21 protein-coding genes are annotated in these 22,005 nt (G+C 50.4%); 11 read left to right on the top strand and 10 right to left on the bottom strand.

Annotated features, from left to right (window positions below):
- The first annotated feature begins 16 nt into the window (after positions 1-16).
- Positions 17-514: a ribosomal protein S18-alanine N-acetyltransferase gene (gene rimI / locus C557_RS0106310; protein WP_018750995.1), complete on the top strand. Its 498-nt coding sequence runs from the start codon at positions 17-19 to the stop codon at positions 512-514.
- Positions 508-1,545, top strand: coding sequence for a tRNA (adenosine(37)-N6)-threonylcarbamoyltransferase complex transferase subunit TsaD (tsaD, locus tag C557_RS0106305; RefSeq protein WP_018750994.1), 1,038 nt, complete (start codon positions 508-510; stop codon positions 1,543-1,545). The genes rimI and tsaD overlap by 7 nt, the downstream gene beginning before the upstream one ends.
- Before the next feature lie 84 nt (positions 1,546-1,629).
- Here tsaD and C557_RS0106300 read toward each other — a convergent pair whose 3' ends face one another.
- Together C557_RS0106300 and C557_RS0106295 are read right to left on the bottom strand one after the other, a co-directional pair.
- On the bottom strand, positions 1,630-2,100 hold the full coding sequence (locus C557_RS0106300) for a bactofilin family protein (protein ID WP_018750993.1): 471 nt from the start codon (positions 2,098-2,100) through the stop codon (positions 1,630-1,632).
- Positions 2,097-3,110 (bottom strand): M23 family metallopeptidase, encoded by a 1,014-nt coding sequence (locus C557_RS0106295; RefSeq protein WP_018750992.1) that lies wholly within the window; start codon positions 3,108-3,110, stop codon positions 2,097-2,099. Before C557_RS0106295 ends, C557_RS0106300 begins: the two co-directional genes overlap by 4 nt.
- A 218-nt stretch (positions 3,111-3,328) precedes the next feature.
- Here C557_RS0106295 and C557_RS0106290 point away from each other — a divergent pair, with 218 nt between their 5' ends.
- Positions 3,329-4,423 (top strand): ParM/StbA family protein, encoded by a 1,095-nt coding sequence (locus C557_RS0106290; protein ID WP_018750991.1) that lies wholly within the window; start codon positions 3,329-3,331, stop codon positions 4,421-4,423.
- 79 nt (positions 4,424-4,502) lie between these two features.
- Here the strand turns inward: C557_RS0106290 and C557_RS0106285 are convergent, their stop codons facing one another.
- Positions 4,503-4,844: a rhodanese-like domain-containing protein gene (locus C557_RS0106285; protein WP_018750990.1), complete on the bottom strand. Its 342-nt coding sequence runs from the start codon at positions 4,842-4,844 to the stop codon at positions 4,503-4,505.
- Positions 4,845-5,365: 521 nt separating this feature from the next.
- The gene (locus C557_RS0106280; RefSeq protein ID WP_018750989.1) at positions 5,366-7,330 is read right to left on the bottom strand and encodes an ABC-F family ATP-binding cassette domain-containing protein; all 1,965 of its coding nucleotides are present in this window, start codon (positions 7,328-7,330) and stop codon (positions 5,366-5,368) included.
- A 192-nt stretch (positions 7,331-7,522) separates the two neighbouring features.
- Between C557_RS0106280 and C557_RS0106275 the strand changes: the two genes are divergently transcribed.
- From C557_RS0106275 to groL, 6 genes are all read left to right on the top strand, one after another.
- Entirely contained in the window at positions 7,523-8,161 is a 639-nt protein-coding gene (locus C557_RS0106275; RefSeq protein WP_018750988.1) for a 5-formyltetrahydrofolate cyclo-ligase, read from the top strand.
- A gap of 110 nt (positions 8,162-8,271) precedes the next feature.
- A complete protein-coding gene (locus C557_RS0106270; RefSeq protein WP_018750987.1) occupies positions 8,272-8,757 on the top strand; it encodes a MogA/MoaB family molybdenum cofactor biosynthesis protein in 486 nt (161 codons plus the stop codon).
- A 114-nt stretch (positions 8,758-8,871) separates the two neighbouring features.
- Positions 8,872-9,078, top strand: coding sequence for a twin-arginine translocase TatA/TatE family subunit (gene tatA, locus C557_RS23050; protein WP_018750986.1), 207 nt, complete (start codon positions 8,872-8,874; stop codon positions 9,076-9,078).
- Positions 9,079-9,162: 84 nt separating this feature from the next.
- A complete protein-coding gene (tatC, locus tag C557_RS0106260) occupies positions 9,163-9,915 on the top strand; it encodes a twin-arginine translocase subunit TatC (RefSeq protein ID WP_018750985.1) in 753 nt (250 codons plus the stop codon).
- A gap of 159 nt (positions 9,916-10,074) precedes the next feature.
- On the top strand, positions 10,075-10,356 hold the full coding sequence (groES, locus tag C557_RS0106255) for a co-chaperone GroES (RefSeq protein WP_018750984.1): 282 nt from the start codon (positions 10,075-10,077) through the stop codon (positions 10,354-10,356).
- Between the two features lie 60 nt (positions 10,357-10,416).
- Positions 10,417-12,045, top strand: coding sequence for a chaperonin GroEL (gene groL / locus C557_RS0106250; RefSeq protein WP_018750983.1), 1,629 nt, complete (start codon positions 10,417-10,419; stop codon positions 12,043-12,045).
- A gap of 369 nt (positions 12,046-12,414) precedes the next feature.
- Here groL and C557_RS24405 read toward each other — a convergent pair whose 3' ends face one another.
- The 4 genes from C557_RS24405 to C557_RS0106225 form a co-directional block, all read right to left on the bottom strand.
- Positions 12,415-12,591 carry a YjfB family protein gene (locus C557_RS24405; protein WP_018750981.1) on the bottom strand — a complete coding sequence of 59 codons (177 nt, stop codon included), beginning with the start codon at positions 12,589-12,591 and terminating at the stop codon, positions 12,415-12,417.
- 195 nt (positions 12,592-12,786) lie between these two features.
- The gene (locus tag C557_RS25660; protein WP_018750980.1) at positions 12,787-13,716 is read right to left on the bottom strand and encodes a glycine betaine ABC transporter substrate-binding protein; all 930 of its coding nucleotides are present in this window, start codon (positions 13,714-13,716) and stop codon (positions 12,787-12,789) included.
- A gap of 1 nt (position 13,717) precedes the next feature.
- Complete coding sequence (locus tag C557_RS25655) at positions 13,718-14,560, bottom strand: ABC transporter permease (protein WP_018750979.1); 843 nt, start codon at positions 14,558-14,560, stop codon at positions 13,718-13,720.
- Entirely contained in the window at positions 14,529-15,770 is a 1,242-nt protein-coding gene (locus C557_RS0106225; protein ID WP_018750978.1) for a quaternary amine ABC transporter ATP-binding protein, read from the bottom strand. Before C557_RS0106225 ends, C557_RS25655 begins: the two co-directional genes overlap by 32 nt.
- A 365-nt stretch (positions 15,771-16,135) precedes the next feature.
- Between C557_RS0106225 and C557_RS0106220 the strand changes: the two genes are divergently transcribed.
- Positions 16,136-16,690 (top strand): GbsR/MarR family transcriptional regulator, encoded by a 555-nt coding sequence (locus tag C557_RS0106220; protein WP_018750977.1) that lies wholly within the window; start codon positions 16,136-16,138, stop codon positions 16,688-16,690.
- A gap of 87 nt (positions 16,691-16,777) precedes the next feature.
- Here C557_RS0106220 and C557_RS0106215 read toward each other — a convergent pair whose 3' ends face one another.
- Together C557_RS0106215 and C557_RS0106210 are read right to left on the bottom strand one after the other, a co-directional pair.
- Positions 16,778-19,120 (bottom strand): alpha/beta hydrolase, encoded by a 2,343-nt coding sequence (locus tag C557_RS0106215; RefSeq protein WP_018750976.1) that lies wholly within the window; start codon positions 19,118-19,120, stop codon positions 16,778-16,780.
- Between the two features lie 105 nt (positions 19,121-19,225).
- On the bottom strand, positions 19,226-20,578 hold the full coding sequence (locus C557_RS0106210; RefSeq protein ID WP_018750975.1) for an amino acid permease: 1,353 nt from the start codon (positions 20,576-20,578) through the stop codon (positions 19,226-19,228).
- Positions 20,579-20,760: 182 nt separating this feature from the next.
- Between C557_RS0106210 and C557_RS0106205 the strand changes: the two genes are divergently transcribed.
- Positions 20,761-22,005, top strand: coding sequence for an MDR family MFS transporter (locus C557_RS0106205; RefSeq protein ID WP_018750974.1), 1,245 nt, complete (start codon positions 20,761-20,763; stop codon positions 22,003-22,005).

Here is a 22,005-nt window from a genome sequence, read left to right as displayed (position 1 = left end):
GAAGGGGGCGGTCTGGATGGATCAGGAAGATATTACATTTCGCAAAATGACACTGGGGGACCTCCCCGATATTATGGTTATTGAACATGAATCATTCACATTGCCGTGGAGCGAGGATGCATTCCGCAACGAGCTTACACATAACCATTTTGCAAGGTATCTGATGATGGATTATCATGGGGTGCCCATCGGCTACGCCGGGATGTGGACGATCGTTGACGAGGCTCACGTGACTAATATAGCGGTTCGTACGTCCTATCGCGGCCATCGTTTTGGTGAGCGGCTGCTTCGCAAAATGATGAATTGGGCGGCGGAGCTGGGCATGGTGCGGATCACGCTGGAGGTGCGAGTGTCCAATCAGGCGGCTCGCTCGTTATACGATAAGCTGGGGTTTACTCCGGCAGGAGTGAGAAAAGGCTATTATTCCGATAATCATGAAGATGCTTTGATCATGTGGTGTGATTTGCCTGTACCGCAGATAGAAGCCGGGGAAGGAAGCGAAAGTCATTGGTAAGTAAGCAAGACGACTGTTACATTCTGGCGGTAGAGACAAGCTGCGATGAGACCTCGGCTGCCGTGGTCAAAAATGGTACAAAGGTCTTATCCAACCTGATTGCCAGTCAGATTGAGACGCATCGGGCTTTTGGCGGTGTTGTGCCAGAGGTTGCCTCCCGCAAGCATGTGGAGAGCATTACTCGGATGCTAGAAGAAGCCGTACAGGAATCCGGCATAGCTATGGAGGACCTGTCAGCTATTGCGGTCACAGAGGGACCGGGATTAGTCGGGGCCTTGCTCGTTGGCGTGATGGCGGCGAAGAGTCTGGCATTTGCGCTGGACAAGCCGCTGATTGGCGTTCATCATATTGCCGGGCACATTTATGCCAATCGCTTGGTTGAAGAAATACAATATCCGTCTATGGCCCTTGTTGTATCGGGCGGGCACACGGAGTTGGTATTGCTGGAACGGGCAGGCAGCTTCAAGCTGCTGGGACGAACCCGGGATGATGCGGTAGGCGAGGCCTATGATAAAGTGGCTCGCGCGCTGGGCTTCCCTTATCCCGGCGGTCCTTATGTAGACAAACTGGCGGGGGAAGCGGCAGAGGTGATAGAGTTGCCACGCGCCTGGCTGGAGCCTGATTCTTATGATTTCAGCCTGAGCGGACTGAAATCCGCCGTTCTGAATGCAGTGAATCAACATCGGATGCGGGGGGAAGAGGATTTTGAGCCGGCCATTGCCCGTGGATTTCAGGAATCCGTCATTGAGGTGCTGGTGGAGAAGGCGGTTCGTGCTGTTCGTGCCACGGGTTCTCGCCAGTTGCTGCTCTGTGGCGGTGTGGCCGCAAATCGTGGACTGCGAGCGGCATTAACGGAGCGTTGTGAGCGCGAAAACATAGCGTTGTTGATTCCACCTTTGAAATATTGTACAGATAATGCAGCAATGATCGGTGCTGCCGCCTATCTGAAATGGTGCAGCTCGGAGTTCTCCAGCCTGGAGATCAAGGGTGAGCCTTCATTCTCGCTGGAGGCCTGGTCGGTTCAATCCTGATTCTGATTTGTTGTCCAATCCAAACAAGCTCCCAAAGCTATGTTCAATTGAACGGCTTCGGGAGCTTGTTTTGTTTACTTCGTACTACCATGTTTTGTAGACGGCTTCGCTTTCTGACGAGTCATTATTCTTAGCCAAGGCTGCTGCTTGACCTTGAGGCTGAGCTTCTTTTGCGGCAGCCGCTTCAAGATCTGCCGTGCCCCCCATTTTACTGGTGCCTTCGAAGATGCTTCCTTCCTCGATGGCTAGAGAAGCAGCTACTATATTGCCATACAGCTTACCCTTGGACGTAATGGACAATTTGTTCTTGGTATGTATGTTCCCGTGAATGGTACCGGCAATAATTACGTTGCGGGCATGGATATTGGAATGCACAACACCTTTCTCGCCAACGGTGACGTCACCTTCACAATCGATATCGCCCGTCATTTGTCCCTCGATGCGTACGCCTGCATCCGAACGGATATTTCCTTCAAAGACACTGCCTTCTCCAATTAAGGTATCGGTGGTATTCGGATCCAGCTTGACGGCTTTATTTTGACTCCTGAATTTCATGGTTTATCTTCCTCTCCGGGTTTTCTCAAATATTCTGCGGGGTCTACCGTGCTTCCGTTCTTCACTACTTCAATATGCAGGTGTGGCCCGGTGCTGCGACCTGAGGAGCCGAGCTTGGCTATGGTATCTCCTTGCTTGACGGCATCGCCCGCCTTGATCAAAATTTCACTTAAATGCATATAGTTCGTTTTCAGCCCCGATGGATGGGAGAGGGTGATATAGTTGCCCCGTGCGCTGGAATAGCCAGCTTCAATCACTTTACCATCCGCGGCAGCATATACGGGATCGCCTACCTTGCCGCCAATATCCATACCTGCATGCATGGTGGCTCGTCCGGTGAACGGGTCACGTCGCTTGCCGTAATCCGAGGTTACCCTCAACGAATCGGTTGGCCAAAGCGTGGGCAGGACGGCCATCATCCGCTTGTATTGTTCAATGGAGAGCTTGGTTTGCTTTAGCCTGCTTTGCAGGTCAGGCATGACTTCCAATGAAACAGAGATGCTTTTCTTAGTCTCCTTGATGAGGTTGGTTATATCCTGCTCAGTTAGCGGAATGGCTTCGCCGCCGACACCTTCGGGTTGCAGTACGGTGGTGGCATCTTCCTTCATCGCAGCGGCCGTGGTGCCTTGGGAGCCGGTCACTGTGATCAATTTCAGTTCAGCCTCCAGTTGCTCCAGCTCGCTCATCTTGGTTTCAATCGTTCTGGATTTCTCGTAGAGGTCCATCAATTCTTTTAATAACCGATCGATTTCTTGCTCCTTGTTCACCACAGTGGTTCTGAATTGATCGGACGAGTCGGTCAGTTCGGCTTCCAGATGGCCGATCCGGCTGGTCTGGTTGCGATTGGCAACAAACAGGAACATGAGCGAACTGATCAACAACGCGGCGCTGATCATAATGATCAGCAGATAGGAGAAGCGAAATTGAAAGCGGAATACGGGATTCGTGCCTTCCGGCACAACGAGCAACGTATACCGTCGATTTATATTTTTTCTAAATCTAAGCCGCATGTCTTCCTCCCGATCTCTTATGTAGTGCATTCTAAATAGGGCTAAGGTCTTTCTTGCAACTTGCCAATACAACTATTTCGGCAAAATACTCAAAATTCCTCTTGAAATTTTAAAAAATGTTCGTTTTTTCACTTTTAAAGGAGGAATTTGTCGAAGAAGGGCGAAATGAACAAAGGAAGTTGATAAAGTGGTTATTTTCCTATCGTTAGGAGGTTATTATGATCAGAATTGCCGGTATTGACGTTGGTAACGACAGCGTTAAGGTAGTCGTCGACGGTTCACAACGACCGATCATTATTCCGAGTATCGTTTCTCCCGGATATGATAGACATGTGCTGCAAGAAGAGGATTCCCCACTGAAGGCGCTGGATGTGAGAGTCTATAGTCCCAAGCTCAAGAAAAATAATCAGCGGTATTTCGTAGGGATGCTTGCCATGGAGGATCAGGACAATTCCGAACTCGAGGAGACAGACAACAAGGCCAACAGCGATCAAGCGCTTGTCGTGGCCTTAACGGCGTTAGCCTATGCGGCCCTTTCGGGGCAAGCATATCAACCGGCGGGAACCGGGGTGGAAGAGGTAGAGTATATCATCGGCACCGGATTGCCGGTACGCACCTATGTTGCTTTTCACCAGGCTTTTGAAGAACGCTTGACCGGAGAGCATGAGGTGACATTCCTGTCTACGCCTGAGCTGCGCGGACGGACGGTGCGAATTGCAATTCGTCGTACTATTGTTTCGGTAGAAGGGGCCGCTGCATTGTTCCATTTGGCTACCAACGATACCCTGCAGGTGCGAAATGAAGAATTACATAACGGCTGCATCGGCATCTGTGAGATCGGTGCATTGACCACAGACTTTCCTGTGGTAAAACGAATGAATATCGACAACCAGTTCAGTACGGGCGAGCAATTTGGCCTGGCCACCTATCTGGATTCAATTATCCGCGATGTGGAGGATCAGTTTGGTTACCGCTTCCCGAGCCGGGCGAAGCTGATCGGCAGAATTCGCAATCGTGAGTTCGTGATCCAGCGGGTAGGTGAGGGGCAGGCTGATATTCGTCCGATCGTGGACATGTATTTTGGTCGGGCTGCACAGAAGCTGATTGATTTGATCCGTAAGCGGTGGAAGAAGTATCCTGATATCGAGTGCTTCTATGTGCTTGGCGGGGGGGCTTCCGCCCTGAAGACCTATCTGATCGAGGCTTCCGGGCAAATGAGGTTGCGCTTTGAAGAAAACAGCGAGGTTCTGAATGTGTATGGCTATCTTAAGCTAGCCAAGAATAAAGCCGGTCAATCTTCCACACCGGCGTAGATGAACTTAATGGATCCGGCGGTGGCTTCACTGCCGGTTTTTTGTATCTATTTTTGTATCTATAACAGTGGGGAAACGCTTACTCGGGAGAGGAACCAGAGATGACTTCGCGATCCCAGTTCAGCATGCCGCCAAGATAATTGTGGACACGGGGAAAACCCAGGGCCTGGAAATAACGTGCGACCTCGAAGCTGCGGGAACCACTGCGACATACAAAAATATATTCTTGATTCCTATCGAACTCTTCCATTCGGTTCGGAATCTCGCCCATCGGAATCAACGGAACACCGGGGATATGGGCCGCTTGATACTCGTGGGGCTCACGAACGTCGATAACCACCGCGGTATTTGCCGGGTTTTGCAGCAGGCTATGTAATTCTTTGGTATCGATATGAGAGATGCCTTCGATGATTTGGGCCATGGATAGTTCCTCTTTTCTATGAATATCTTATTTTTTTAATACTCATTTTTTGTCTATTTTAGCTGACATCAAGGCTTTCTTTCAACTAAAATATAAATAGCAAGCAGGTATTTTTTGGGAACGATGGTGAAATACATTGGCTTTGCTCTCATTATATGAAGCTCTGTGCAAATTTATATCCTGAGCTGATTTTACATGAAGCAATAGCATCGCCATTCAATTTGTCAAGTTGTGGACAAGGTTATCCACAACTTGTTGACTATATTTATGAAAGCAATGTGAAAGCTTATGTACCAGCCTATTGAGCATTACCTGAAAAAATCAAGCCTTTTTTGCTGAAAACTGTGGATAATGTGTATAACTTGGTGGATAAGATTGCATTTTGACGAAAAACGACGTTTTTCCTAAGCAAGAACCGGTCTGATGGGCCGATTCTTGCTTATTAGTCCTCCGAAAAATGTGGATAAGCCTGTGTATAATACGACGAATTGTTTGGGGAATGTAATAAAAAAATTGCATTGTTAACCTTCAGCAAGTGTTTCCCATTCCTCATATGCTGCGGATAACTCCGTTTTATGTCGATCAATGACCGTTTGCCGCTCCTGTATGGCTGTATAATCCTGATATACCTCCGGGAGAGTCAATTCATACTCCAGGCCTGTAATGATCTCCTCCAGTTCGGCAATCAGGCTCTCCAGTTGCTCCAGACGTCGTTGCCGACTCCGTTCCTCCCGCTTGGCTTGCTTGTCGGCTTCATAGGAGGCGGCCCCTGTCTTGTCATTTGCCATGCTAGTGGACTCGTCCTGGCTGGCCCGGACCGTTCTACCGGCTGCTTGCATCGTCGCTTGTTCGGCCACCAGTTCGGCAAGTTCCTGCTTTTTCGCTAAATAATCGTCATAATTACCCAGGAAATGTTCTGCGCCGTTAGGGTGCAACTCCACAATGCGTTCCGACATCTTGTTCAGGAAATAACGGTCATGGGAAATGAACAGCAAGGTTCCATCGTATTCCATCAAGGCGGATTCCAGCATTTCCTTACTGAACAGGTCCAGATGGTTGGTTGGCTCGTCAAGAATCAGAACATTGGCCTTCTGCAGCATGAGCTTGGCCAGGGCTACCCGCGCTTTCTCCCCCCCGCTTAAGGCGGATACCTTCTTCAGAACATCATCTCCGCTGAAGAGAAAATTGCCCAGCACACTGCGGACTCGCGCTTCCTCCATGTGAGGAAATGCCCCCCATACCTCCTCCAATACGGTGTTGGCCGGATTCAAATGAGTTTGCTCCTGATCATAATAACCGATCTTCACCTTGGTTCCCCAATGGATCGTTCCGCGAGTTGGCTGCAAGTCGCCGGTCAGCATCTTAAGCAAGGTTGATTTGCCGATCCCGTTAGGGCCGATCAAGGCCACGGTCTCGCCACGCCGAAGCTCAAAGCCCACGTTCTGGAACAAAGGGTTCGGTTTATCGCTAAAGCCGTAGGCAAGTCCGCTAACCTGCAGGACTTCCTTACCGCTCATTACTTCAGCTTCAAAGGTAAAGTTGGCTCGTTTCGGATCGCCAGGCGGACGGTCCATCACGTCCATTTTCTCCAGAGCTTTACGACGGCTTTGCGCACGCTTAGTGGTTGAGGCACGCACAATATTTTTCTGAATAAAGGCTTCCATCCGGGCGATTTCGTCCTGCTGCTTCTCGAATTGCTTCATCTGACTTTCGTATTCTGCAGCTTTGAGATCAACGAAGCGGCTGTAGTTGCCCGTATATCGTCGAGATTGATGCCGTTCAATCTCGACGATCGCTGTTACGAGCCGATCAAGAAAATAGCGGTCATGAGATACAACCAAGAGGGCACCGGAATAATTGCGCAAGTAATCCTCCAGCCAGGTCAAGGTTTCAATGTCCAGATGGTTCGTTGGTTCATCGAGCATCAGCAGGTCGGGGGCTTGCAGCAGAATTCGCGCCAGAGCCAGCCGGGTTTTCTGACCGCCGCTCAGTGTAGATACAATCGTGTCGGGCGGGAACTCCCCAAATCCCATACCATGCAGTACCATTCGAATACGGGTTTCAACCTCGTAGCCGCCATGATCCTTGAACCAGTCGGATTTAACGGCGTAGCGATCAAGAAGCTCCTGATGGGCCTTTTCATCCTGAGCCAGCACAGGATCAGCGATTTGCTCCTCCATTCGGCGCAATTCGCGTTCAGTCTCGATCAGTGGGGCGAAGACATGGAGCATTTCCTCCCAGATGGTTCGATCGGATTGCAGACCACTATTTTGTGCCAGATAGCCGATGGTTGTTTCCTTTGATTTGAAAATCTGCCCGCTATCATAAGAAAGCTCTCCTGCGAGAATTTGCAGAAAAGTGGATTTGCCCGCGCCGTTTACGCCGACTAGCCCGATGCGGTCCCGTTCCAGCACTTGCATATCAATCCCCTGAAGCACAGGGGTAATGCCATATAGTTTGGTAATATTCGAAGCTTGAAGCAACATAACAGATTCGATCCTCCAAAATAGTTTGCAGTATTTGTATTCAGTGTACATGAAATGAAGGTGAAATGCACCGTCCATTCCTTGAATGACAGGGGTTTGCAAAGCAATCATGTTTAGTTTTCATTTTTACATAACAATGATACACTAGGAGAAGATCAGTCAGATACAGAAGAGTGGAAGGATAGTGGACGCATGGAGCTTGCTGATGCCAAGAAAGAACTGCGTCAGCGGATGCTGAAGCTTCGCTCCCAGATTCCCGATCATGTCCGGAGACAGCAGTCGGTTGAGGCTGCGCGTCAGGCCGAGCATGCGGTACTGGAGCCGTTGCGGCAGCGTCGCGGTGGGTCACTGAACGTAAGCTGCTATGTCTCATTTGGGGACGAGCCCCATACGAGCCCATTGATTGAGAACTGCTTGAGTCGGGGAGACAGGGTGCTTGTGCCCAAGATTGGCGCGGAGCGTAGCCTTTCATTGCATGAACTGTCGGGAGAGGCGGATCTGGTTCCCGGAACGTGGGGGATTATGGAGCCTGCCGAGCATACCGCCATCTGGCCAGAAGCCTGTTATAACGAAATCGATATGATGATCATTCCTGGCCTGGCCTTTGACTTGAACGGGGGACGTATCGGATTTGGAGCAGGGTACTACGACCGTCTGATTGATCGGATGATGTCCGGGCACGGAGGGAACACGCGTGTTATTCTGGCTGCCCTGGCGCTTAAAGACTTGATTATATCGGAGGAGATTCCTATGGAGGCGCATGATTTCAGGCTGTCAGTATTATTTGCGCCTGATGGTCCTATATACATGAACCGAGATTTAAGGCATTAGCCATTATTTTGTTACATAGATGAACCTTGCTTTTAAGATAGACCAGCAATATCCCGGTATTACCGTTTGACTGCAATTGGAGTTCCTAATTGGATGAGGAGGGTGACTTCATGGTTTGGAAAACAGCGATCCTGACAGCTAGCGATAAAGGGGCCAGGGGAGAGCGCGAGGATACAAGCGCCCAGGTAATCCGCGAGCTGGTTGAGGAAGAATTGGGCGGGGAGATTGTGGAATATCGCATTGTTCCCGACGAGCCTGATGAGATTATTGCCGCACTAATTGAAATGACGGACTATTTCCATGCTGATCTGGTGCTGACCACGGGAGGGACGGAACTGGCGATTCGAGATGTTACGCCGGAGGCCACCCGCCGGGTGATCGAGCGCGAGGTGCCGGGGATGGCGGAGGCGATGCGCTATAGCGCCATGCAGAAGAATCCCGCAGCCATGCTGTTCCGTGGAATTGTGGGCATTCGCGGCCGCACGCTGATCGTCAATTTGCCAGGAACGCCTAAGGGCGTGCACGAGAACTTGGCTGCGATTATGGGACAACTCCCGGAAGCGTTGCTGATGGTGACCGGACAATTCCGTTTGTGATTAAACCACTTGGTTTTATTCTGTAACTGTGACATTTGTTATGGTATGATGTGGGCAAGGATACAAATCATCGAGCGTCCATAGAAACTACCATAACGAAAGGGGAATAAACCCATGAGTGCAGGTGGATTTTTGCTGATCGTTATTGCGGCCTTGCTATTGTTTGGCCCTAATAAGCTGCCGGAGCTTGGGCGGGCTGTAGGACGGACGTTCCGAGAGTTCAAGGAAGCGACCCGGGACATCGTAGAGGATGAGGCGAAGCGAGCAAGCTCGGTATCTCGGACGGACAGCCCGAAGACAGAACAACGCCTGCCAGAATAGTAGGGCTATACCATTTATAAATCCCTTCCAGATGGAGGGGTTTTGTTTAGGTGCGTGCATTCCAAGGGGAGAGGGGACCCAAGCATGATCGGGAAAAGAGAGACGGACAACCTGGTAGGCCACTTGTCGGAGTTGCGTCGCAGGCTGATGCTGGTGTGCGCTGTGTTCCTTACGGTGCTGGTAGGTGCTTTTTTTGTCGTCGATCCGATCTATCACTATTTAACGAAGAATATGATTTCCGGTGTAACGATAAACTTGAATGCCTTTTCATTTTGGGATGGCGTTAGCGTCTATATGAAGATTGCCATGCTGGTGGCTGTCGGGATTACTCTGCCGGTCACAATGCACCAGATTTGGGCCTTCGTCAGTCCGGGACTCAAGCCGCACGAGCGCAAAGCAACGGTGAAGTACATACCGTTCGTATTTATTTGCTTTGTGGCTGGACTGGCCTTCGGCTACTTTGTTGTTTTTCCGTTAGCGATGACGTTTACGGGATCGCTGAACAAGGAGCTGGGACTGATTGAGACCTATGGCATGGCGGACTATTTCAAGTTCTTGTCCAATATCGTACTGCCGATTTCGGTGTTATTCGAGCTGCCTCTGGTTATTTTGTTCCTGACACAACTGCGTATTCTTACGCCGCTTCGGCTGCGCAAGATGCGAAGGGTTGCTTATTTTATTCTGGTGATTATTTCAGTCATGATTACTCCGGCGGATTTGTTCTCGGCTTTCCTTGTGCTAATCCCGTTAATTCTTCTCTATGAGCTAAGCGTATTGTTGTCACGTCGGGTTTATGCCAGGCAGCAGGCTGCGGAAGCGCAAAGGTCGGAGGAATAAGGGCTGCCTGGCCAGTAAAAAAAATGTACAAAGGAACTTGAAATCTGTTCGCAAGTTGAGTAATATAAAAGTGGTTGTTAGCACTTGAGTAGATTGAGTGCTAACACATAACAACATATTTCCTATAACACAACATATTTAAAGGAGGCTGTTTTTTTCATGATCAAACCATTAGGTGAACGCGTTTTGGTACAACCGATCGAACAAGAGGAAACGACGGCATTTGGAATTGTTCTTCCGGATACGGCTAAGGAAAAGCCGCAGGAAGGTAAAGTTATCGCTGTAGGCAGCGGTGCTTTGAAGGACGGAGTTCGTGTTCCGCTTGAAGTCAAAGAAGGCGACCGCGTGCTGTTCTCCAAATATGCCGGTACCGAAGTGAAATACGAAGGCACAGAATATTTGATTATGAAAGAAAGCGACATTCACGCTATCGTCGGCTAAGATCAGGCCAGCCGAAAAAATACTTAATGATGAACCTAATTTATGGGAGGTAATTGAACTATGGCAAAAGAGATTCGTTTCAGTGAAGATGCGCGTCAAGCAATGCTTCGCGGGGTTGACGCTTTGGCTAATGCAGTAAAAGTAACGCTTGGTCCTAAAGGCCGCAACGTTGTGCTTGAGAAGAAATACGGAAGCCCGCTCATCACTAATGACGGTGTTACCATCGCTAAAGAAATCGAGTTGGAGAATGCTTTTGAAAACATGGGTGCCCAACTCGTTAAAGAAGTGGCTACCAAAACCAATGACGTAGCTGGTGATGGTACAACAACAGCAACTGTTCTGGCTCAAGCGCTGATTCGCGAAGGCCTTAAGAACGTAACAGCAGGTGCTAGTCCAATCGGATTGCGTAAAGGGATCGACAAAGCGGTTCGCGCGGCTGTAACTGAACTGAAGGACATTTCCAAAACGATTGAAGGCAAGCAATCCATCGCTCAGGTAGCTGCGATCTCTGCTGCTGATGAAGAAGTAGGCGAACTGATCGCTGAAGCAATGGAAAAAGTGGGCAAGGACGGCGTTATCACGGTTGAAGAATCCCGCGGCTTCGCAACTGAATTGGAAGTAGTGGAAGGGATGCAATTTGACCGCGGTTATATCTCCCCTTACATGATTACTGACACGGACAAAATGGAAGCCGTGCTTGAGAATCCATATATCCTGATCACTGACAAGAAGATTAGCAGCACGCAAGAAATCTTGCCACTGCTGGAGAAGATTGTTCAACAATCCAGACCGCTTCTGATCATTGCTGAGGACATTGAAGGCGAAGCTCAAGCGATGCTGATCGTAAACAAACTGCGTGGTACATTCAATGCTGTAGCGGTTAAGGCTCCTGGCTTTGGTGACCGTCGTGAAGCGATGCTGCAAGATATCGCTGCCCTGACTGGTGGCCAAGTCATTACAGAGAAGCTTGGTCTTGATCTGAAGAGCACTTCTGTTGAGCAATTGGGTAACGCTCGTCAAGTTATCGTTACTAAAGAAAACACTACGATTGTGGATGGCAGTGGCGACAAAGGCGACATTAATGCTCGCGTAAGCCAAATTCGTACGCAGCTGGAAGAAACAACTTCCGAGTTCGATAAAGAGAAGCTGCAAGAACGTCTGGCTAAACTGGCTGGCGGTGTAGCTGTTATCAAGGTTGGTGCAGCAACTGAAACTGAGCTGAAGGAACGCAAACTGCGTATTGAAGATGCACTGAACGCAACGCGTGCTGCTGTTGAAGAAGGTATCGTATCCGGTGGTGGCGTAGCCCTGGTGAACGTATACAATGCTGTAGCTGCTGTAGAAGCAGACGGTGACGAGAAGACAGGTGTTAACATCGTGCTTCGTGCGTTGGAAGAACCAGTTCGCACCATCGCAGCTAACGCAGGTGAAGAAGGTTCTGTTATCGTTGATCGCCTGAAGAAAGAAAAAGTCGGCATTGGTTACAACGCTGCAACAGGCGAATGGGTAGACATGATTGAAGCAGGTATTGTTGACCCTGCGAAAGTAACTCGTTCCGCACTGCAATATGCGGCATCCGTAGCAGGTCTGTTCCTGACCACAGAAGCTGTTGTTGCCGACAAGCCTGAACCAGAAAAGCCAGCGGCTCCTGATATGGGCGGCATGGGTGGAATGGGCGGCATGATGTAATAAGGGCTGCAAAGCCTTATGGGGCAAGGGTTTTTCTTCGGAGAAGCCCGGTTTGCCTACGCACACATTGTGTATATAAGGAAGACACCTTGGAGTGAGGGAAATCCGCTCCAAGGTGTCTTTTTATTGGTCTCTACTCTAACTCGATCTGGCATGATCGTTGTCCAGAATGGCGTCAGATAAGTGAGGAGTGCAAGGACAAACATTCCAAGGACAAACATTCCGAGCATCATTATTTCTGAAAACGAAAATTGCATAAGCAGCGCCTCCGTCTGGAGGCGCTATTTCTCACTCAAGTTCAGTTGTACAAGCCAAATAATACTACGAGTTTGCTATAGATTACTAGTTATTCCCACGCTTCTTTATTAATTAGATACTTATATCCAGACTTTTACCGACATTAGGGTCCAGGCTTTGTTCCATGAGCTTCCCGAGATTCTGACCTTGCAGTTCGGCTTGGTTCTTAGCCATATTGAGTACGCGAATGCTAACGGCCTGGGCCAAAGCAGCCTGGCTCATGGCGGTTGATGCTGCGGCTATATCCATGGTCTCACCTCCTATCCGTTGTATCGGTTAATTATTCTAATCTTATAAATGAGTTTGTGATTTAATCTGATTTTCAGGTTGGAGTAAGGTTTTCTTAAGGAAGAGGTGCTATTCTTTAGATACTCCCTCTTCTTAATTTATATATATGAATAAGCCGCCCTGAGCAGGGGCGGCTTATTCTCTTAATGCGTATGATTATTTCAAATCCTCGATTGAGGTAATATCCATGTATGCCGGAACGACCAATCCGGTTTTTACGCCAGTCATGTTAGCGCCGAGGTCTTCCACCTGGTCGCTGTATTCATCCCAATAATCGGCATGAGTCAGTGGCAACCAAGCTGCTGCAATGGCATCAACGTCTCCGCTGGCTACTCCGGTCCACATCGGGCCAGCCTCCACCTGCAGCGACTCAACATCATACCCCAGCTTGTTTTCCAGCACATATTCGAGCAGATGCGTACTAGCAATTTCTGAATCCCAGGCTACATAGCTCAGCTTAAGCTTATCGCCGCTTACAGGGGACAGGCCTTCAGTCCAGGTAGCTACACGATCACTGTTCTCTTCAGCCCAGGCTTTGGCAGCTTCTGCCGGGTCCTGGCCTTCCTGAATGGCAGTCATGATCGCCCCCATCTCATCAGAGGTCCATTCAAAACGATCAAGGAACTCATAGGCTGTCGGATGGTCTTCCTTCAGGCCCAGACGGGCTAGCGTATGGATCTCCTCCGCTTCGCCATATACTTTTTGCGGGTCCTCCAAATACTTCAAGTCATATTTGGCGAACATCCAGTGTGGTGTCCAGCCCGTAATGATGATGGGCTTCTCGGCTTTAACCGCTTTATCCAGCATGGCTGTCATGGCTGCACCAGAGCCTTCGATCAGCGTCCAATCTTCCAGGCCATAAGTATCAATCGCTTGACTGGTGGCCTTCATAATTCCTGCTCCGGGGTCGATGCCGATGATCTCATAATTCACTTGCTTGCCTACGGCACTAGCCGCTGCTTCATTACCGGCATTTCCAGCTTCTCCGGAGGAAGCATTCCCGCTATTGCTCGCTTGTCCGCAAGCGGATAAGGCCAGAACACCTGCCAAGCCTGCCAGTAACATCAGTTTCCTCATTTTCTTCATCTTAATCTCCCCTTTGTTTGGATTTAAATAAGTTTTGGGTGAAGCGATCCAGCACAATCGCCAGCACGACGACCGCCAGCCCGGCTTCAAAGCCCTGGCCAATCTTTAACTGGGTTACAGAGCGGTAGACGGTAGCTCCAATGCCCTGAGCCCCGATCATCGAAGCGATGACCACCATCGACAAGGATAGCATAATCGTCTGGTTCACCCCGGCCATTAAGGTCGGCATCGCCAGCGGCAACTCTACCTTGAAGAGCTTCTGCCAGGCTGTAGAGCCAAAGGCATTAGCTGCTTCCGTCAATTCGCCGGATACTTGCTTGATTCCCAGATAGGTTAATCGGATCGTTGGCGGAATCGCAAAGATGACGGAAGCAATCACACCCGGCACGACGCCGAGACTAAAGAAGGTAACGGCGGGTAATAGATAAACGAATGCCGGCATGGTCTGCATGAAGTCCAGCAGCGGCGAGACAATCCGATGTGTCAGCTTGCTGTAGGCGCTCCATATTCCGATGGGAATCCCAAGCAAGATGGAAATCAGTCCAGAGGTGATGACCAGCCCCAGCGTATTCATGGTTTCCTGCCAATAGCCCAGATTATCGATCAGCAGGAATCCGATCACTGTAAACAGCGTAAGCTGCCACTTACCTAGGAAATAGGCGATGACGCCCAGAATAGCAATGAATAGCAGGGGGTGCGGTAGAAGAAAGGCGCTGGAGAAGAAATGAACAATAGCTTCAATGCCATTAGCCAATCCGTCAAAAAATCCACCTAAGTAGGTTTCCATTCCGTCTACGAGCGATTCAACCCAATCAGCGATCGGTAGTTTCGGTATTGCTCTCACCAGGGGTCACCTCCTTGGGTTCATGGGATGAATTTTCTCCGGCGAGTGCGCCCAATACTGCACCACGCACGATGACGCCAAGCAAGCGGTCTTCCTCGTCCACTACGGCGACGGGGACCTTGGCTGAGCTGGTTACTTCAAACAGGTCGCTAAGGACTGTGTCGGGAGATACCCGTGGTCCATCCTGTATCAGAATGTCATTTAGACCTGCACCGGTCTTGACCGCCATGGATGCATCTTCTGCAGTGATAACGCCAAGCAGGCGCTTGCCGCGGTCGATGACGAACAGGTTGGAAATCCCCCGCTCCCGCATCAACTCAAGGGCAACCCGCGGCCCCCGGTCCATGGTGACTGTCTCCGGCCGCAGCATTACACGGGCGGCGGTGAGCACTTTAGACAAATCCACATCCTCAATAAATCGTTCAACATAACGGTTGGCCGGGTTCATAAGCATCTCCTCCGGCGTACCGATCTGTACGAGGGCGCCGTCTTTCATCAAGGCAATCCGGTCGCCAATCCGCAAAGCCTCGTCAAGGTCATGGGTAATAAAAACAATGGTCTTCTGCATCTTCTCTTGAAGTGCGAGCAGTTCATCCTGCATATCCCGTCGAATCAGCGGGTCCAGCGCACTGAAAGCCTCATCCATCAGGAGAATCTCGGGGTCGTTGGCAAGCGCTCTGGCCAAGCCGACACGCTGCTGCATACCGCCGCTAAGCTGACCCGGAAGCTGGTGCTCCCATCCCTTCAAGCCGACAAGTTCCAGAGACCGCATCGCCTTCTCCTGGCGTTCTTTTTTCTCCACCTTCTGGATTTCCAGTCCGTATTCGACGTTTTGCAAAACGGTCCGGTGTGGGAAGAGGGCGAATTTCTGGAATACCATACTGATGGATTTACGGCGGATTTCCCGTAAGCTCGCTTTGTTCATCCTCCGCAGGTCTTGACCGTGCAGCAGAATTTCGCCGGAGGTGGGTTCAATCAAGCGATTCAGCATTCGGACGAGCGTCGATTTGCCGCTGCCGGACAGGCCCATAATGACAAAAATCTCGCCTTCCCGGATATCCAGGCTGACCTGGCCGACACCAACCGTAATCCCCTTTTCCTTAAGCAGCCGTTCCTTGGTGTAGCCTTGCTTCAATAAAGCAATGCCTTGCTCGGGATGAGGACCAAACAATTTACTGACCTCACGAACACTTAATATTTCCTTCTTCATAGATTCACTCCTTAAACTTTGGCGATTTTAAACAATCCCCTTCGATACCTGTCGCTGTTGCCTGAAAAACAGCATAGCGAAGCGATATCGCATTAACCTGTGTACTAAGCTTAACAGAGCAAGCAATTTTTAATCAAAGGTCAAATCCGTACGTAAGGAACGTACAGAAAAAACAGAACGCAAAGAATTAACAGATAACTCCCGATTGCTCCCAAATGCTGCCCAGGCTACTTCTTTACTTTTAGTATTGCATTTCTTAATATATAATAAGCATTGGACTGCCTATGGAATGTATGCATGGCATACGGGGGGGTTCTTAGTGCTACAGCCAGAGATGGTTTGCAAAACGATAGGAGGTTGCAAGCATGAGCTTGGACCAGCTTACATCAGAGCAGCAGGCATTATTAATGAAAGTGCGTAAACGCGTGATCGAAACCATTGGCAAGAACATGGATTTATACGGCGTATCTTTATCAACGGGGCATTTGTACGGGTTGCTCTTCTTTGCCGACAAGCCTATGACACTTGATGAGATGGGCATGGAAATGAAAATGAGCAAGACCAGCATGAGCACCGGCGTACGCACCTTGCTGGATCTTAAAATGGTAAACAAAGTGTGGGAGAAGGGCTCCCGCAAGGATTTATATGAAGTCGAATACGATTGGTATCAGACCTTTACCGATTTCTTCGCCATCAAATGGAGAAAAGCCGTGGAGAGTAATATTTTGATCCTTCGACGTTCGATGGAGGAAATGAAGAAAGCGCTGGCGGTCGAGCCGGAAGGTCCACTTCGCCATGTGCTGGAAGAAGATATCGCGAAGATGAAGGAAGCCGTCAGATATTATGAGTGGCTGGATCGGCTGATTGATGCCATGGAAAGCGGGGAAATTTACAAGCTTGTCCCTAAGGAAACGGATTAATATCGGATTGTGCCAAAGAAAAACGCTTGTTCCCGGATGTGCCATTGGCGGTGTCCGGAAGCAAGCGTTTTTGTGTGTCGTCGTTAATCAGTATACGCCGATATCGTCGAGCATGATCTTGCCGCTGCTTCCGCTGAGGTGAAAGGTTAACTTGCGGATGCCGCTGGAGACATCAAATTTTGGCACGACGGAGGCAAAGGCCTTGAATGATAAGCGGTAGGTCTGAAACACGGCTTCCGTCGGATGCTTGTATTTGCCGGAGGAGAGATGCCGCTCCAGCCAGGAATGAATTGTAAATTGGGTCACGGGCAGGGCCAGGCTATCCCGGAAGCTGCTTAATGGCAGGCGCGCAGCGGCCCCGTTGCCGTCCACTAATTCGACGTCGAGCTTGAGTGCGCCGGACGCAAGGGCTGCCTTTGGAGAATCCTTCGTCTCCAGCTCGAAGCTGCGGTCGGTTAGCGAGAAGGCGAGCCATTGCGGCAGCTGGGGGGCCGGAGCGCCCTGAGGCCAGCTTAACGTGTAGGCCGATGATGCATCCAAGCTTGCGCGACGCTCCAGTACAACCCCGCGGCTTGGCTTGTTGTTGTTTTTTCGATTTTTGGCATCCTCTTCCCTCCAGTTCAGGCCGCTGGCTTCGGCTTCACCTCCGTTAGGGAGCGTGGCTCGTTCCCGATCCTCTTCATAGCGAGTCCAGGCGGTAAAATTCCCACTTTCAAACCGACTATAGTATTCCGTATCCGGCAGCCAGGAACGTCCTGAGCGGTAATCCTCAAACAAGGGCAGATATGAAAAGCCGGAAGTTGCAAAAGATAAGCGGCTTGACGATGACAATGTTTCTTCCATAAAAGCAGTGATGTAGACTTCCGCTATGCGTCGCTGCTCTCCAGGGGATAACAGACTGTCGCGTCGGAGCAGGATGCCCTTCGGATAACTGACGTCCCGACTGCCCCAACGGGTATTGAACTGGCTGTGATTGGCATCAGCCACATACAGGGATGCCTTGAATTGCTTGGCGCCTGTGGAGTAGCTGGTCCGCATATACTGGCGATCTCCGTCAAAATCGGTAACATCCCCGTCCCTGGCTCCTTGCAGGGTTAAATAATTGATATCGCGCAGCCGGGTATATTTATCATCTACCTTCTTATCGGTTGGGGCAATAGCGGCCAGGGACTTGATATCGTATGCGGCGAGATCCGAGATAAGCTCGTTGTCACCTGCGAACCAATTATGATAATCCGCAGCCATGGCTATGGCCTGCCCGCCGCGGGAATGTCCAACCAGCCCGATGCGCGAGAAATCAATCGATTGATAAAAGGGGGTGCCGGGTTCTGCGGCAAATTGGCCGATTTGTTGTAAATGCTTCAGCACCAGCCAGGCCCGGGCCTTCATATCGTTGTCGGGAATCCCGGTCCATACGGAATAATTCAAGAAGTTCTCATCCAAAGACACGGCTGCGAATCCTCGACTGGCCAGCAGTTCTCCGAGATAAGCGTAACCGTCGTCCGAATAGTCTTCCATGAGATGATTGCCATGCACGATGAGCACTAAAGGATAGGCATCTGAGCTTGAAGCTGTGTCTTCTGCGGTAGCCTTGGGCATCCACACTCTTCCGTTCAGCGGCAAGCTATGCTGATCGAACCCCCAATAGGTTGTGCGGAGTTTAGGCCATTTCTGAATGAGAGAAGAAGCATCCACCGTAGAAGAGAGAAGAGATACCTCCTCACCAAATTCGGGGCGGCGCAAATCTTCGCCACTCCCGTAGGTAAAGGCCGCTATTTTATAGGCTCCAGGCTCCGACGGGTTGGCGGTCTGGCTGCTCAGGTCAGGAAGATCCATATCCATCTGTCCTGGAGCATTAGCGTTGTTCTGTGCAGAGTCGGCTTGTTCCATAGGGTCGATCAAGTTTCCGGGCCGTGCTGCGGCCGTAAGGGTAAGAATGGCGATCAGGACAACAAATACGGCCTTATAGCGAAGCCGAATCCGCCTGCTAGCCAGTGCTCCCGCTGTCAGGCCAAGCACAAGTCCCGCACCGGCAACGATGGCGGCGATGACGGCTGCGGCCGTCAAGGACAACCCATTGTGTTCAAACATGATAAAGACGGTGACTCCATCAAAAATAATCATTCCCGTAAACAAGCGGGGGATAGGTACATCCATCAGAGCCAGCAGGAGGGCAGCAAGATGAGCGGTCAGGAACATGCCCAGTGTCCCTGCCAGCATAAAGATCAGCATGTCGGCTGCCGTACCGAATCCGGTGGGCATTCCCCAGGCCAGCAGAATAGATGCGAACATGCCGGCCCCCCAAGGGCCGGCAGCAGCGGATCGCCAGAAGGCGGTATCATATTGGTAAGCTTCCCGGATACGTCCAGTAATCCGGTTGCGTAAAGATGGCTTGTTCAGCTGAAGTTCGGTTATTGCCTGAAGCTCCATGATTTCCCCCAAGTTTTCACCAAATGTGTAGTCTCCTGTTCATATTGTAACATGTGCGGGCATGAGGGAGGAACAGGTGAAAACAGGTGAATAACAGATAAGTGCTTAGCTTCTGCGACCTCCAGCGGGGCGAAAGCGAGCCATGGACCACACGGTCAGCAGCGCCAGTACGGCCAGGCATACACCGATGCTGATCCGGTTCTGCGAGTCAAATAAGAAAAGCAAGGCAATAACGGACAAGGCACATACGGTGATACTTGTGATATAAGGGTATCCCCATACCTTGAAGCTTGGTTCGGCAGGGTAACTCCTGCGCAGCTTAAGCTGGGACAAGCAGATGGCAATCCAGACGAGCAGTACAACGAATCCTGGCACGGCCATCAGCAGCCTGAATAATCCGGCTTGGTTCAGATAAGCCAGCATAGAGCCCAATATCAACACCGTGCCGCTCAGCTTCAAGCTATTAATGGGCACACCCTTGGAGGAAATCTTGGCGAGTGAAGCCGGAGCTTCTCCTCCCGTAGCCATCGAATACAGCATGCGCGTGGCTCCATAAATGCCGGAATTGGCAGCGGACAACACGGCTGTAATCAGAATAAAGTTCATCAGATGAGCGGCTCCCTGGAGTCCAGCCGATGTCAACACTTGCACGAATGGGCTGGTGTCTTCATTAAGACTGTTCCATGGCACCAGACCGCAAATAATCAGGATCGGCAGAGTGTAGAACAGCACCACCCGAAGGATAAAGCTTTTAACCACTCTAGGCAGCACCTTCTCGGCATCCTGCGCCTCAGACAAGGTGAGACCGATCAATTCGGAACCCCCATAGGAGAACATCACCACCAGAAGTGCCGAGAAGATGGCTCTCCAGCCGTTCGGGAAGAAGCCTCCGTAATCGGTATAGTTGTGCGGGAACAGGGTTTGCGCCCCGGGGATAAGCCCGAATAGCATAGCTGCGCCAAGGCCGATGAACACTACAATCATGGCTATCTTGATGCCGGCGAGCCAGAACTCGAACTCGCCGTAGCCAGCAACGCTCATCATGTTCACGGCAAGAATAAAGCCGGCACTGGCAAGACTAAGCACCCACAGCGGGATACCCGGCAGCCAGAATTGCAGGAAGCTGCCTGCAGCAATGACCTCGATGACGCAAACGGCCAGCCACATGAAGCAATATAGCCAACCGAGGATAAAAGAGATACGCTCGCCGAAGGCTCTGCGAATGAAATCCTTCATATTTTGTCCCGGGTACACGGTAGCCATTTCGGCGATGGCACCCATAACGACAAGCAGCAGCAATCCGGCAAAGGCATAGGAGAAGATGACACCCGGGCCGGCTAGTCCTACCGTCTCGGCGCTTCCCTTAAAGATGCCGGTACCGATGACGCCACCCATAGCCATGAAGCTGATATGGCGGGGCAGCAATTTTTTTTGCAAGGTGGATGGATTGGATTTCACTGTGATAAAGCCCCCTGAATAAAAAATCGATCTTCAATAATACTGATCTATATTACACCAATTCCGATGCACGGGAAATGAAATCACTCCGCAGGATGCATTTTTTGGTATTGACAAACATGTGTTCGGTCCGGTAGATTAGGAAGAACAGTTTGCAATTATCGTGAAAAGAAGGCGAAGCTATGAACGCACATCTCAGGAACATTCACCCCCTATCTTGGACAATTATCATCGGCACTATTTTTGGCCGAATGGCCTCGTCCATGAGTATTCCATTCCTATCTATTTATTTGATCAAATCCCTGGGCGCTTCGCCGTCAGAGACAGGGATTGTAGTTGCCGTCAGCTCGTTAATCGGGGTGTTTGCCAGTTTTTACGGAGGTTATATCTCGGATGTTATCGGACGCAAGACCGTCTTATATATATCCATTTTCGGCTGGGTGCTGGTGTTCGTTGGCTTTGGACTAGCGAACCAAATCTGGATATTCTTTGTGATGAATGCTCTAAACGGGTTATGCCGAGCTTTGTTTGAACCGACATCGCGGGCGCTTCTGGCCGATATTACGCCGCAAGAGAGCAAAATGCTCGTATTTAACCTGAGGTACGCGGCTATCAATCTGGGCGTAGTAGTAGGCCCCTTGCTTGGACTCCAGATGGGAGTATCGGAATCGGGTTTGGCCTTTTATTTTGCCGGGGCCGTGTACCTGATTTATGGCTTTGTGCTGCTTGTTCAATTTATGGGGCATAAGGAGGTTGGCAACGTTAAAGCCGATGCGGGTGAGCATCTGACCTTAAAGGGAGCGATGCAGGTTACCGGGCGTGATCGTACGTTTATCTACGTGCTGCTGGGGATGATCTTTTGTGTGTTGGGCTACGGGCATTTCAGCTCGACGTTGGCCCAATATCTGGAGATGACGCCAAGCTTGACGAACGGAGCTGAATTGTTTGGGTATATGCTGTCGCTGAACGCTGTAGTGGTGTTGATTGTTCAGTTCCCACTGGTCAAGCTGGCCAGCCGCTTCTCGCCGATCGTCCCATTGGTTGTGGGGAATGCTTGCGTGGCGGCAAGCTTGCTATGGTTCGGCATAGCCGATTCGGTATGGGCATTTCTGCTGGGCGTGGTGATATTCACCGTGGGGGAAGTTTTGATGTTTACAATGACCGATGTGTTGATAGATCAAATTGCACCAACGGATTTGCGGGGCACTTACTTCGGCATGTTTGGCTTCACCAATTTAGGAAACGTACTGGCTCCGTTGCTTGGGGGATTTCTTCTGGATGGGCTTGGCGTATCGTCCGGCTTACTGATCTTCGCGGTTATTGCGCTGACAACAGCTTTTGGGGTGCCATTTCTGCTGCTGAGCCACCGTCATCTGAAGTTGGGTGAAAAGGCTGGCGCTCAGGAAGCACTGACAGAAGCTTCATGA

The sequence above is a fragment of the Paenibacillus sanguinis 2301083 = DSM 16941 genome, assembly GCF_000374825.1.
In the GTDB taxonomy this organism is placed as follows: domain Bacteria; phylum Bacillota; class Bacilli; order Paenibacillales; family Paenibacillaceae; genus Fontibacillus; species Fontibacillus sanguinis.
The sequence above is the reverse complement of the archived record's forward strand: the minus strand, read 5'-3'. Positions and strand labels throughout refer to the sequence as shown.